This is a genomic window from Bacillus cereus group sp. BfR-BA-01347 (genome assembly GCF_022663835.1).
In the GTDB taxonomy this organism is placed as follows: domain Bacteria; phylum Bacillota; class Bacilli; order Bacillales; family Bacillaceae_G; genus Bacillus_A; species Bacillus_A thuringiensis_K.
Genome location: NZ_JAKUGG010000003.1, coordinates 1 through 12,592, shown reverse-complemented (window position 1 = coordinate 12,592; position 12,592 = coordinate 1). Strand labels below are relative to the sequence as shown.

The following is a 12,592-nucleotide window of genomic DNA, read 5'->3' as shown; positions in this document are numbered from 1 at the left end:
TAATTAGCCAACTTTCTACGAGCAGCTAGCTTTTAATTTTTTATTGGTTTATAGCTTACGCGACTCTTTTGACAGAGCCGCTTCCACTTTTTAATACTATTCTAACGCTGCTGCTCCACCAACGATTTCCGTAATTTCTTGCGTAATCGCTGCCTGACGCGCACGGTTGAATGAAAGTGTAAGTGAATCGATAACTTCCATTGCGTTGTCTGTAGCACTCTTCATTGCTGTCATACGCGCTGCGTGTTCACTTGCTTTACCATCTAGTAATGCACCGTACACTAAGCTTTCTGCGTATTGTGGCAATAGTACTTTTAAAATTTCTTCTTCAGAAGGTTCGAATTCATAAGCTGTCGTTGGTTTGTCAGACGCCACATCAGTAAGCGGTAAAATTTTATTTTCCGTTACCTCTTGTGAAATTTTACTTACGTAATGGTTGTAGTAAATGTACAGCTCATCATAAGCACCATCTGCGAACATCGCAATTGCTCGAGAAGCAAGGTCTTTAATATCAGTAAATGATGGATGGTCAGATAATCCAACTACTTCATCAATAATGTTAAAGCCGCGACGTTTTAAATAATCACGTCCTAGTCGTCCAAGCACAATAATAGAATATTGGTTTGAATCCATATTATGACGTTCACGAATTACGTTACTTACTGTACGTAATACGTTACTGTTATAACCACCTGCTAGTCCGCGATCAGACGTAATAACGATGTATCCTGTACGCTTTACAGGACGCGCATTTAGCATTGGATGATTAATCCCTTTGCTTCCTTGCGCAATGCTCGCTACTACTTCTTGAATCTTTTCCATATACGGAACGAAAGATTTAGCATTTTGCTCTGCACGGTTTAACTTAGATGCAGATACCATCTCCATCGCTTTCGTAATTTGACTCGTTTTCTTTGTCGAGTTAATCTTCGCTTTTATATCGCGTAAAGATGCCACAGGTTTTCACCACCTTTTTTCCGGAAGTTGGCACGATTAGTAAGAATCCTCTTCCTAATCTACGTTGCAAGATATTCTTGCTCATGATTGAAGGAAAAGAATAGGTGCACCTACTCTTTTCCTTTACATGACCTTTAGCAATCTCAGAGCCCGAGATGCCTTTTATATATACTATCTAGCTCCAGCGGCTTGAATGCTCGGTGGCTTCACTTCTTCCTACGAGGCAAACACCGCCTCTTCGTCAGAAGCTCCATCCCCCTCACATTCAGAACGAGCCGCTTCCGCTTTTATTATTCAGAAGCTACAAATACTTTTTTAAATCCATTGATTGCTGCTGCAAATTTGTCGTCATCCGCAAGTTTCTTAGTTGTGCGGATTTCTTCTAATAAGTCAGTCGCATTAGAATCTAACCAAGCATGGAATTCTTCTTCAAAACGAGTGATATCTACTACTGGGATATCATCTAGGAATCCACGTGTTAAAGCGTAAAGAATGATAACTTGTTTCTCTACACGTAATGGTTTGTGTAATCCTTGTTTTAATACCTCAACAGTACGAGCACCACGGTTTAATTTCGCTTGAGTTGCTTTATCAAGGTCAGAACCGAACTGAGCGAACGCTTCTAACTCACGGTAAGATGCAAGGTCAAGACGAAGTGTACCTGATACTTTACTCATCGCTTTAATCTGAGCAGATCCACCTACACGAGATACAGAAGTACCCGCATCGATCGCTGGACGTACGCCAGAGAAGAATAGATCAGATTGTAAGAAGATTTGTCCATCCGTAATAGAAATTACGTTTGTTGGGATGTATGCAGATACGTCCCCTGCTTGTGTTTCGATGAAAGGTAGTGCAGTTAAAGAACCGCCGCCTCTTGCATCACTTAATTTTGCTGCACGCTCTAATAAGCGAGAATGTAAGTAGAATACATCCCCTGGGTAAGCTTCACGACCTGGAGGACGACGTAATAGTAATGACAGCTCACGGTAAGCCGCTGCTTGTTTTGATAAGTCATCATATACTACTAATACGTGTTTACCATTGTACATGAACTCTTCACCCATTGTTACACCAGCGTAAGGAGCTAGGTATAATAATGGAGCTGGTTGAGAAGCAGATGCAGTTACAACGATTGTGTACTCTAATGCACCGTGCTTACGTAGTGTTTCTACTACGTTACGTACAGTTGATTCTTTTTGTCCAATTGCTACGTAGATACAAATCATGTCTTCATCTTTTTGGTTAATGATTGTATCAAGTGCAACTGCTGTTTTACCAGTTTGACGGTCACCGATGATTAACTCACGTTGACCACGACCAATTGGTACAAGGGCATCGATCGCTTTAATACCTGTTTGAAGTGGCTCATGAACAGATTTACGATCCATTACACCTGGTGCTGGACTTTCGATTGGACGAGTGTTTGTTGTATTGATTGGGCCTAAACCATCAACTGGTTGACCTAATGGGTTTACAACACGACCAATTAGTTCTTTTCCTACTGGTACTTGCATGATGCGACCAGTACGACGAACTTCGTCACCTTCACGGATTTCTGTGTAAGGTCCTAAAATGATAATACCTACGTTGTTTTCCTCTAAGTTTTGTGCTAGTCCCATAACGCCGTTAGAGAACTCTACAAGTTCACCAGCCATAACGTTATCAAGACCATGAGCACGCGCGATACCGTCACCAACTTGGATAACTGTACCAACATCACTAACTTCGATTTCAGACTGATAGTTCTCGATTTGTTGCTTTATCAGTGCGCTAATTTCTTCAGCTCTGATGCTCATGTGCTTCACCCCTATCTATTCTTCATTAATTCACGCTGAATACGTGCTAATTTTCCTTGTAAACTTCCGTCATAAATGCGATTTCCAATACGTACTTTAATTCCGCCTAGTAAATCTTCATCTACAACATTTTTCACGCGAATTGCATCTTTTCCCGTTCTCTTTGCAAATGCTTCAGCAATGTTAAGCTTCTCTTCTTCTGATAGAAGACGAGTAGAATATACAGTTGCATCCGCTACGTTACGTTCTTCATTAGCAAGAACAACATATTCATCTGCAATTTCAGGTAAGATATCAATGCGTTTGTTATCAATTAAAATATATAACGTATTTAAAATAGATTCAGAAACAGATCCGAATACGTTTGCAAGAAACGTTTTCTTTTGTTCCTTTGAAATGTTCGGTTGCGTTAAAAAGCTATGTAGTTCTCCGTTCTTTACATAAACGTTTTGTACAAGGCGTAATTCCTCTTCAAACATTTCTAATACGTGTTTTTCTTTAGCAATTTTAAAAAGAGCGACAGCATAACGTTTTGCTACAATCCCATTGCTCATCGCGCTTCTCCTACTTCTTTAATATAATCGCGAATTAACTTCACTTGATCTTCTTCTTTTAATTCTTTTTCAATTACTTTAGAAGCAATTTGAACAGATAAAGAAGCAACTTGTTCTTGTAAAGCAGCAATTGCTTGCTCTTTTTCGCGTTGAATTTCTTGTACAGCAGATGCTTTAATTGATTCTGCTTCTTCTTTCGCAGCAGCAACAATAACATCTTTCTGATCTACAGCTTGTTTTTTCGCTCTTTCAATTAACTCTTGTGCTTCAACACGTGATTGTTTTAACATTTCACGTTGTTCTTCTACTAACTTCTTCGCTTCAGCGTTACTTCTTTCTGCAGCGTCGATTTCATTAGTAACATGCTCTTCACGTTCTTTCATAATCCCCATTAAAGGACCCCACGCAAATTTGCGTAGCATCACTAACAGAAGTAAGAAAATGAACAATGTATAAGCAATCGTTCCAAATGGAATGGCAGCCCCTAATAATAAAGTTGGCACAAGGATTCACTCCCTTCAAAATATCTAGATTGATCATATGAAAAAAAAAGACATACGTTTCGTTCATAAAGCAATGGCGAAGAAAGTTCGGAAAAACACTCTTCGCCATCTATGTAAGGGGAGTCTCCCTTATTTGTTCATTACGATGAATGCAATAACTACACCGATGATTGGAAGTGCCTCAACTAAAGCAACCCCGATGAACATAATTGTTTGAAGTGCGCCTTTTAATTCTGGTTGACGAGCAACACCTTCGATTGTACGTGATACGATAAGACCGTTACCAATACCTGCACCTAATGCTGATAAACCAATTGCAATTGCAGCTGCGATTACACCTAAACTCATTTAATTTGTCCTCCTTTGTATTATAAAAAAATAAATTTTTTCTTACTTAAATTATATTAATGGTCATGGCTTACTTTATGAGCCATATAAACCATCGTTAACATAACGAAAATAAATGCTTGGATTGATCCAACGAATACACTGAATCCCATCCATGCTAACATTGGTACAAGCGCACCTACTGCCCCAAGGACTGATGCTCCGCCCAACTTAGCAAGTAATCCTAATAAGATCTCACCTGCATAAATGTTACCAAATAAACGAAGACCTAACGTTAATGTGTTAGCAAACTCCTCAATAACCTTTAATGGGAATAAGAATTTCATAGGTTGGAAATAACCTTTTACGTACTCTTTCGTACCCTTCATCTTAATTCCATAATAATGGGTGAGGGTAACTACCATCACGGCTAATGTTAATGTAACTGCTGGATCAGACGTTGGTGATCTCCACCATGCAATATGTTCGCCAGCTTCAGTTGCTGAATACATGAATGGTAAACCAAGGAAGTTCGATACGATGATAAACATGATAAGCGTAACGCCAAGCGTTAAGAAACGTCCACCTGTTTTCCAGTCCATCGTACTATTGATAATCCCTTTCACGAAGTCAAACACCCATTCCATGAAGTTTTGCATCCCGGTTGGGCGAAGAGCTAAGCTGCGAGTTCCGATAACAGCGATTAAGAAAACAATAACTGCTGCTACAGTAACCATCATAACTGATGACAAATCGAACGTTAAACCTAGAAATTCAACTAATTTACCGTGTTCCACTAGTAATTCACCTCTCTTCCCTGCTCTTATACTCTAAATAAAGAAAATCTATGATCATGACAAGGTATCCTGTCAGCAATCCTACACCTAGGCCCCACATCGCGATTAACTCTTGATATTTGGCTGCAAATAAAATTAATAACCCAATCGTGGCGAATCTTGAATATGTACTTACCGCTGTTGCCTTGAACTTCACGTTTTCTCCATTTGTTACGCGATCTAGCAGCTTGTCTGTTCTACGTGCAATGATGCGCAAACTAAGAAAACTGAAAATCGTACCGATAATCAGTCCAAGAAATACATCCTTGTAAGAGGTAAATCCCCATCCTAGCACTAGAAGCGCAAGCAAGTAGTACATATATTTCTTTTGTCTTTGGACAAGTCCATGTACGTCTATCATCATTGCTCTCCCGAATAGTAATGTCGAATGAGTCGAATCATTGCGTATACCCCTGTTCCTAGTCCGAGTAATAACCCTATAATAAGAAACAACGGAAACGTTCCAACCTTATTATCAATCCACTGCCCACCAAAGATTCCAACAAGAATAGAACCGACTAACTGAGCGAGAATACCTGACATTAAAGCATAAGCTTTTATATGGCTGCGATCGTTTTTTTGCAAGGATTCATCCCTCCAATATGTAACCCTCATTCACGATGTGTTAATAATAACTCATTTTTTTGCATAAATCCTATACAAAACAAAAAGTTTACATTTTCGTCACGGAATAGATGTAATTTTGTCACTGAAAGCCCTACCATCTATCCCCGTTGTTAGCATACAATAGGGTATTAACAGTGTCAACGAGAAATCGTAAAAAATCTAAAAATTTGAGTATTAGGCATTTCCTCCCAAAAATGAAAACGTTCCCCTTCTAAATACTGGTTACATATATGCAATTTCTAACAGTTTTCTCTTTATAATAGAAGGAAATGTTCACAAGTTTGTCACTATTATATTTTCGAGATATAACGCTTTTCTTCCATAATATAGTGTTCCTCAGACGTAAGACTTCTATATTATATGTGAGGTGTATGCAACTTATGTTGTATATACGATGTATATTTATCCTCTCCCCCTCCCCTACTTGCTTACAGCAAAAAAAGACGAGCTGGGGAATCTCCCCTGCTCGTCAGTTGTCTTACTTCGTTCCGAATAAACGGTCACCAGCATCACCAAGACCTGGTACTACATATCCGTGGTCATTTAATTTCTCATCTAATGCTGCTACATAAATATCAACATCAGGATGTTCTTCTTGTACTACTTTTACCCCTTCTGGAGCTGCAACGATACACATTAATTTAATTTGTTTCGCACCGCGCTTTTTCAGAGAGTTAATTGCTTCAGCCGCAGAACCACCTGTTGCTAGCATCGGATCTAGTACGATAAAGTCACGCTCTTCTACATCCGTTGGAAGTTTCACATAGTATTCTACCGGTTGCAATGTTTTAGGGTCACGGTATAAACCAACGTGTCCTACTTTTGCTGCTGGAATTAATTTCAGAATTCCATCAACCATTCCTAAACCTGCACGTAAAATCGGAATTAAACCAAGTTTTTTACCAGCGATCACTTTTGTTGTCGCTTTGCTTACAGGTGTTTCAATTTCAATGTCCTTAAGTGGAAGGTCGCGAGTAATTTCGAAAGCCATTAAGCTTGCTACTTCGTCCACTAATTCACGAAAATCTTTCGTACCTGTATTCTTATCGCGAATATATGTAATCTTATGTTGAATTAACGGGTGATCAAATACATACAGTTTTCCCATGTGAATCTCTCCTTTAGATGATATTCATGCGTTTGCACGCTTTTTTACACTATTTACGATTGTAAAGAAAACGCTACTAATATTCAAGGGCAAATTTGGCAAAATCATGATTTTACGATGAATCTATCTAGTATCTTTACCAATTATGGGAGCTGTATCCTTCATTATATCGCCAAAATTTATTCATCATTTGTATACATACTTTAAAAATAATATATGTCCACAAAAAAGACCGCCAAAACAATTAAGTCTCGGCAGTCTTCTTCAATCTATTATAGATTTGGATACATTGGGAATTTGCTAGTTAACGCTTCTACACGCTTACGTACTTCTTCTAATGCAGCTTCATTGTCATGATTTTTTAATGTATAGGCAATAAGTGACGCAATTTCATCCATTTCTTCTAAACCGAAACCACGAGATGTTACAGCTGCTGTACCGATACGTACACCACTTGTTACAAATGGGCTTGCTGTTTCAAATGGAATTGTATTTTTGTTCACTGTAATACCAACTTCATCTAATACGTGCTCTGCTACTTTACCTGTGATTTCTAAGTTACGAACATCAATCAAGATTAAGTGATTGTCTGTTCCGCCAGAAACAAGTGTAAGTCCTTCTTTTTGGAGACCTTCAGCTAAGCGGTTCGCATTGTTAATGATATTTTGTGCATATGTTTTGAAATCATCTTGAAGTGCCTCACCAAATGCAACAGCTTTCGCAGCGATTACGTGCATAAGTGGACCACCTTGAATACCAGGGAAGATTGATTTATCAATTTGTTTTGCAAATTGCTCTTCACATAAAATCATACCACCACGCGGGCCACGTAACGTTTTATGTGTTGTCGTTGTAACGAAATGTGCATGTGGTACTGGATTTGGATGTAAACCAGCAGCTACTAAACCAGCGATATGTGCCATATCAACCATTAAATAAGCGCCCACTTCATCTGCAATCTCACGGAATCGCTTGAAATCGATAACACGAGGGTATGCACTTGCACCTGCAACGATTAATTTTGGTTTATGTTCTTTCGCTTTTGCTAATACATCATCGTAATTAATACGGTGAGAGTCAGCATCCACGCCATATTCTACGAAATTATATTGTACTCCACTGAAGTTAACAGGGCTTCCGTGTGTTAAGTGACCACCATGAGATAAATTCATACCAAGTACTGTATCGCCTTGCTCTAAAATCGTGAAGTATACTGCCATGTTCGCTTGTGCACCAGAGTGTGGTTGAACATTGACGTGCTCTGCGCCGAAAATTTCTTTCACACGATCACGTGCGATATCTTCTACTACGTCTACGTGTTCACAGCCACCATAGTAACGTTTTCCAGGATATCCTTCAGCATACTTATTCGTTAAAACAGAACCTTGTGCCTCCATTACTGCTTCACTTACGAAGTTTTCCGAAGCAATTAACTCAATCTTTGAACGCTGTCTTCCTAGTTCTGCCTCAATTGCAGCAAATACCTTTTCATCTTGACGTTTTAAATGATCCACCAAAATCCCCCTTTTCTGAACGAATTACATCGATTCCCAATAGTTTTTTCTCATTTATTCAGAAAAAACGAAAATTCAGGTTGTAATTCTTTCGAACCTTCATGTTTTCAACTACATTCTAACATGACTTTCTATATCATAAAAGAAAAAAAAGACCGAAAATCGGTCTTTTCTTTCTTCTATTATAAAGTCAGACAACATACCTTTTATCTTATGATAAACAGTTACTATATGACTTCCTAATTTCTCATATTTAACGGCAAGTGGTAGTCTCTTCCGCTGCCGCATAGACAGCACGTGCCCCACCAATTAGTTTTCCACGTGTTTTGGCCATCGTTACATGCGCACTTCCAATTTCCTTCACACTTGTACGAACCGGAACAGCTACATGCTTTAAATGCATACCGATAAATGTATCACCAATATCCATTCCTGCATCAGCTTTAATAAACTCAACTACTACCGGATCTTTCAAATTGTGATACGCGTATGTCCCCAATGCACCACCTGCTGATCTAACAGGCGTAACTGTTACAATTTCAAATTGATATTTTATCGCTACTTCTCTCTCAACTACTAAAGCACGGTTTAAATGCTCACAACATTGAAACGCTAATTCAATACCTGTTTGCTCTTGAAATTGTTTTAACTCAGAGAAAATCGCCTCTGCTACTTCCATCGTTCCTGATGTTCCAATTCTTTCGCCTAGCACTTCGCTCGTGCTACAACCCACTACAAAAATTTGACCGCTTTGTAATGAAGCTTGTTCTTGGAAATCAGAAAGCAACATTTGTAGCTGTTCTCTTACCTTTACGATTTCTGTCATTACGCCTCTTCCTTTCACAGGTTGGTTCACCAAATTATATTGCACACTACTGATAGTTAGAATCTATTACTTTGTTTCGTATGTTTTAATTTTTCCTACGCGGTTTTCGTGACGACCACCTTCATAGTCAGTTGTTAACCAGATTTTCGCAATATCACGCGCTAGACCAGCACCAATTACACGCTCGCCCATTGCTAGCATGTTAGTGTCATTATGCTCTCTCGTTGCTTTCGCGCTGAAAGTATCATGAACTAACGCACAACGGATACCATTCACTTTGTTTGCTGCGATTGACATACCAATGCCTGTCCCACAAACTAAAATACCACGATCTACTTGACCATTCGCTACCATTTCAGCTGCTGGAAACGCAAAGTCAGGGTAATCAACAGAACCAGCTTCACATTCGCAACCTAAATCAATATATTCAATATTTAACTCTTCTAATAAACTTACAAGTTCTTTGCGGATATTCATACCGCCGTGATCAGATGCTATTACTACTTTCATTTTTACCCCTCCAAAATTTCAATCCATTATCTTCATTTCTCACTCGATCCTTTAATGGGACGAAGTGATCTCCAATATCGTATTATACACGAAACATCAACCTTCTGAATGGTTTTTCAGTAAAGTTTGTACAAGTTTTTCCATCTCTTCTAACGTTTCTTTATAAATAGAAAGTGATCCGCCAAATGGATCTGAAATATCCTTACTTATTCCCTCAGCTACTCCATATAATGTATCTACTTTCTCTTCGACACTCGGATAATGCCCAAGGACAATTTGCTTATGGTTTTCCGTCATTGTTACTACAATATCTGCCCAACCAATCAAAGTTTCGTTTACCTGCTGCGCGGCATGATCGATTGCAATTCCCTTTTCAGCTAAAGCTTCCTTCGCATGTACCGATGCATCGCTCCCAGGATAGGCGAAAACACCAGCAGATTGCACTTCAAACTTATCTCCTCCGTGATGACGAAGCAACGCCTCAGCCATTGGACTACGACATGTATTGCCAGTACAAACAAATAACACTCGTTTCATTCAAACCCACCCCTATATTCCATCTCTTATCACTCATCATAACTTACATTAGAATAGAACAAAAGAAATGTGAATATACAAAAGGCGCATTTCTCTTATATTTTTTCTAAGAAAAATGCGCCTTATCCACATATATGTGAAGCCCTATTTCCAAGTGCCTAGAGTATTTTAACATACCTGCTGAACATACAACAAAAATAAGGAATCCATTTCATACGAAACGGATTCCTCTTATATAGCAATTATTTCATTGTAACTTTCATTACTTCTGTTGAACCTTTTGTAGCTGCTACGCCTACAGTTGTCTTAATAGACTCAGCTGCATCTGTGTTTGTAATAACAATTGGAGTAATTGTGCTTTTCGCTTTTTCACGGATTAATTCTAGGTCGAATGAGATTAATTTATCTCCAGCTTTTACAGCTTGGCCTTCAGAAACGTGAGCTTCGAAACCTTCGCCTTCCATTTTTACAGTTTCTAATCCAACGTGGATTAAAATTTCTGTACCGTTTTTCGCTTTAATTCCGATAGCATGTTTTGTGTGGAATAATTGTACGATTTCACCATCAACTGGAGATACAACTACACCTTCAGTAGGATCGATTGCAACACCGTCACCCATCATACGACCAGCAAATACTGGATCTGGTACTTCTTCAATATTTTTCACTGCTCCAGTTAATGGAGCTACGATTGTTTCTTCATTTGTTTTTGAACCAAGACCGAATAATTTTTTAAACATAGGATAGTCCTCCTTATAATTTACCTAAAAGTTTATAGGGCAATCCCTAGTAAAGCTCGGGATACATGTAAGACTTCATACTTCGAATATTATACTGTAAAAACGCTTTCGAAATAAATTACGTCATTACTAATAGACTCTTATTGTAGCGCTTCACAAAATTCCAGTCAATTCTGATTGTCTGAATAACAATTAGAAGTTAACTTCTATTTATATTTTCTCTTTTTTTGCCCAACTTGTCTAGAGGTCTTTACTACATTTTATTTTTTGTTGTTAATTTGTAAAATTTAATTCAAACTTTTTTCAAAATCCACTTGACTAAAGTAAGTAACTATTTTATTATTACTTACGTAAGGTAAGTTAATAACTTTTTAGGAGGTTTTGAAAAATGATGGATTTCGGTCTACTTATTATTCGTCTTATTATAGGAATTACATTCATGGGTCATGGTGCTCAAAAATTATTTGGTTGGTTCGGCGGTTACGGTTTAAAAGGAACAGGTGGCTGGATGGAGTCAATCGGTTTACGCCCTGGTGTATTTATGGCATTTATGGCTGGCGCAACTGAATTACTAGGTGGTTTCTTATTCGCATCAGGTATTTTCATTGTAGTTGGTTCATTATTTATCGTTGGAACAATGTTAATGGCTATCTTCACTGTTCACGGAAAAAATGGTTACTGGGTAACACAAAACGGATATGAATATAACTTAATGTTAATCGCTGTCGCTGTTGGTGTAGCTTTAATCGGACCTGGGGCATACGTTTTACTTTAATTTTTATCTCAAATTTGAGATTCTTGAAAAAAGAACTTACTTCATTACAATTGAAGTAAGTTCTTTTTATGAAACAAAATATTATTTCCAGCAGGATTTTCTCATCGTTATCTTGTAAACAAACAATAAGTATTCATATTTAGAAAGGGGATTACAAGCATGTTATCCATTAATCCAGATGAACAAACTGAAAAAGATAATTACAAATTACTTACTGGAAGTATCATCCCTCGTCCTGTAGCATTCGTTACTTCTGTAACAAAAGACGGTGTATTAAACGGAGCGCCATATAGTTATTTCAATATTGTCGCTGCTAATCCACCACTTATCTCAGTATCTGTACAACGAAAAGCTGGAGAAAGAAAGGACACTTCCCGAAACGCAATTGAAAAAGGAGAATTTGTTGTACATATTTCTGACGAATCATATGTAGCAGCAATTAATGAAACAGCAGCTAACCTCCCGCCAAATGAAAGTGAAATTGAACTAGCAAAACTAACACCAATCAAAAGTGAAGTCATCTCTGTTCCAGGTGTAAAAGAAGCAAATATTCGAATGGAATGCGTATTAGAACGTGCAATTCCACTTGGCGGAACGGAAGACTCACCAGCTTGTGATCTACTAATTGGACGCGTCGTTCGTTTCCACATTGCCGAACATCTATATGAAAAAGGGCGCATTCACGCCGAAGGACTCAAACCAATAAGCCGCTTAGCAGGACACAACTATGCAAAATTAGGAGAACAATTTGAATTGGTTAGGCCAGTTTAAAAGTGGAAGTGGCCCGTTTAGCTCTGACCAGCTAAGGTTCTCTCGCACAAAAGGTGCTTTTTACCTTGAGTAGCAGAGGTTCTTAGATGCGAAGAGCTGGCCACTGGAACTGGATAATATCTAAAAGCGGAAGCGGCTCGCTCAGAATGGGAGGGGGATGGAGCTTCTGACGTAGAGGCGCTTTTTGCCTCGCAGGAAGACGCGAAGC

Annotated in this window: 17 protein-coding genes; 2 read left to right on the top strand and 15 right to left on the bottom strand. The window is 38.5% G+C overall.

Translation table 11 applies throughout. From position 1 onward, the window contains the following. Window positions 1-96 precede the first annotated feature (96 nt). From atpG to MR143_RS06050, 15 genes are all read right to left on the bottom strand, one after another. A complete protein-coding gene (gene atpG, locus MR143_RS06120; protein WP_000157696.1) occupies window positions 97-957 on the bottom strand; it encodes a F0F1 ATP synthase subunit gamma in 861 nt (286 codons plus the stop codon). A gap of 290 nt (window positions 958-1,247) precedes the next feature. After that, window positions 1,248-2,756, bottom strand: a complete 1,509-nt coding sequence (gene atpA / locus MR143_RS06115; RefSeq protein WP_000027521.1) for a F0F1 ATP synthase subunit alpha — start codon at window positions 2,754-2,756, stop codon at window positions 1,248-1,250. An 11-nt stretch (window positions 2,757-2,767) separates the two neighbouring features. Further along, complete coding sequence (atpH, locus tag MR143_RS06110) at window positions 2,768-3,310, bottom strand: F0F1 ATP synthase subunit delta (protein WP_000064683.1); 543 nt, start codon at window positions 3,308-3,310, stop codon at window positions 2,768-2,770. Then, window positions 3,307-3,813, bottom strand: coding sequence for a F0F1 ATP synthase subunit B (gene atpF, locus MR143_RS06105; protein WP_001142618.1), 507 nt, complete (start codon window positions 3,811-3,813; stop codon window positions 3,307-3,309). Before atpF ends, atpH begins: the two co-directional genes overlap by 4 nt. Before the next feature lie 129 nt (window positions 3,814-3,942). Next, window positions 3,943-4,161 (bottom strand): F0F1 ATP synthase subunit C, encoded by a 219-nt coding sequence (gene atpE / locus MR143_RS06100; RefSeq protein WP_000052064.1) that lies wholly within the window; start codon window positions 4,159-4,161, stop codon window positions 3,943-3,945. Between the two features lie 56 nt (window positions 4,162-4,217). Further along, window positions 4,218-4,937: a F0F1 ATP synthase subunit A gene (gene atpB, locus MR143_RS06095; RefSeq protein ID WP_000399872.1), complete on the bottom strand. Its 720-nt coding sequence runs from the start codon at window positions 4,935-4,937 to the stop codon at window positions 4,218-4,220. A 7-nt stretch (window positions 4,938-4,944) separates the two neighbouring features. Further along, window positions 4,945-5,337, bottom strand: a complete 393-nt coding sequence (locus tag MR143_RS06090) for an ATP synthase subunit I (RefSeq protein ID WP_000567600.1) — start codon at window positions 5,335-5,337, stop codon at window positions 4,945-4,947. Then, window positions 5,337-5,561 carry an AtpZ/AtpI family protein gene (locus MR143_RS06085; protein ID WP_001171223.1) on the bottom strand — a complete coding sequence of 75 codons (225 nt, stop codon included), beginning with the start codon at window positions 5,559-5,561 and terminating at the stop codon, window positions 5,337-5,339. Before MR143_RS06085 ends, MR143_RS06090 begins: the two co-directional genes overlap by 1 nt. A gap of 26 nt (window positions 5,562-5,587) precedes the next feature. Beyond that, window positions 5,588-5,701, bottom strand: a complete 114-nt coding sequence (locus MR143_RS06080) for a DUF4024 domain-containing protein (RefSeq protein WP_000232962.1) — start codon at window positions 5,699-5,701, stop codon at window positions 5,588-5,590. A 380-nt stretch (window positions 5,702-6,081) separates the two neighbouring features. Further along, entirely contained in the window at window positions 6,082-6,711 is a 630-nt protein-coding gene (upp, locus tag MR143_RS06075) for a uracil phosphoribosyltransferase (RefSeq protein ID WP_000517539.1), read from the bottom strand. A 272-nt stretch (window positions 6,712-6,983) separates the two neighbouring features. Next, window positions 6,984-8,225: a serine hydroxymethyltransferase gene (gene glyA, locus MR143_RS06070; protein ID WP_000349804.1), complete on the bottom strand. Its 1,242-nt coding sequence runs from the start codon at window positions 8,223-8,225 to the stop codon at window positions 6,984-6,986. A gap of 253 nt (window positions 8,226-8,478) precedes the next feature. Further along, a complete protein-coding gene (locus MR143_RS06065) occupies window positions 8,479-9,051 on the bottom strand; it encodes a TIGR01440 family protein (RefSeq protein ID WP_000136371.1) in 573 nt (190 codons plus the stop codon). Window positions 9,052-9,117: 66 nt separating this feature from the next. After that, window positions 9,118-9,561 carry a ribose 5-phosphate isomerase B gene (gene rpiB, locus MR143_RS06060; protein ID WP_000869545.1) on the bottom strand — a complete coding sequence of 148 codons (444 nt, stop codon included), beginning with the start codon at window positions 9,559-9,561 and terminating at the stop codon, window positions 9,118-9,120. A gap of 96 nt (window positions 9,562-9,657) precedes the next feature. Beyond that, window positions 9,658-10,098, bottom strand: coding sequence for a low molecular weight protein arginine phosphatase (locus MR143_RS06055; RefSeq protein WP_000832367.1), 441 nt, complete (start codon window positions 10,096-10,098; stop codon window positions 9,658-9,660). 242 nt (window positions 10,099-10,340) lie between these two features. Further along, the gene (locus MR143_RS06050) at window positions 10,341-10,838 is read right to left on the bottom strand and encodes a PTS sugar transporter subunit IIA (protein WP_000473665.1); all 498 of its coding nucleotides are present in this window, start codon (window positions 10,836-10,838) and stop codon (window positions 10,341-10,343) included. 388 nt (window positions 10,839-11,226) lie between these two features. Between MR143_RS06050 and MR143_RS06045 the strand changes: the two genes are divergently transcribed. Beyond that, a complete protein-coding gene (locus tag MR143_RS06045; protein WP_000968616.1) occupies window positions 11,227-11,613 on the top strand; it encodes a DoxX family protein in 387 nt (128 codons plus the stop codon). 159 nt (window positions 11,614-11,772) lie between these two features. Further along, on the top strand, window positions 11,773-12,384 hold the full coding sequence (locus MR143_RS06040) for a flavin reductase family protein (RefSeq protein ID WP_000949038.1): 612 nt from the start codon (window positions 11,773-11,775) through the stop codon (window positions 12,382-12,384). The last annotated feature ends 208 nt before the right edge of the window (window positions 12,385-12,592 follow it).

Coding starts and splice junctions, on each gene's coding strand:
- MR143_RS06055 (WP_000832367.1), bottom strand. CDS start 10,098: ATGAAACGAGTGTTATTTGTTTGTACTGGCAATACATGTCGTAGTCCA.
- atpA (WP_000027521.1), bottom strand. CDS start 2,756: ATGAGCATCAGAGCTGAAGAAATTAGCGCACTGATAAAGCAACAAATC.
- MR143_RS06065 (WP_000136371.1), bottom strand. CDS start 9,051: ATGACAGAAATCGTAAAGGTAAGAGAACAGCTACAAATGTTGCTTTCT.
- rpiB (WP_000869545.1), bottom strand. CDS start 9,561: ATGAAAGTAGTAATAGCATCTGATCACGGCGGTATGAATATCCGCAAA.
- MR143_RS06045 (WP_000968616.1), top strand. CDS start 11,227: ATGATGGATTTCGGTCTACTTATTATTCGTCTTATTATAGGAATTACA.
- MR143_RS06090 (WP_000567600.1), bottom strand. CDS start 5,337: ATGATAGACGTACATGGACTTGTCCAAAGACAAAAGAAATATATGTAC.
- upp (WP_000517539.1), bottom strand. CDS start 6,711: ATGGGAAAACTGTATGTATTTGATCACCCGTTAATTCAACATAAGATT.
- MR143_RS06040 (WP_000949038.1), top strand. CDS start 11,773: ATGTTATCCATTAATCCAGATGAACAAACTGAAAAAGATAATTACAAA.
- atpH (WP_000064683.1), bottom strand. CDS start 3,310: ATGAGCAATGGGATTGTAGCAAAACGTTATGCTGTCGCTCTTTTTAAA.
- atpE (WP_000052064.1), bottom strand. CDS start 4,161: ATGAGTTTAGGTGTAATCGCAGCTGCAATTGCAATTGGTTTATCAGCA.
- MR143_RS06080 (WP_000232962.1), bottom strand. CDS start 5,701: ATGGTAGGGCTTTCAGTGACAAAATTACATCTATTCCGTGACGAAAAT.
- MR143_RS06050 (WP_000473665.1), bottom strand. CDS start 10,838: ATGTTTAAAAAATTATTCGGTCTTGGTTCAAAAACAAATGAAGAAACA.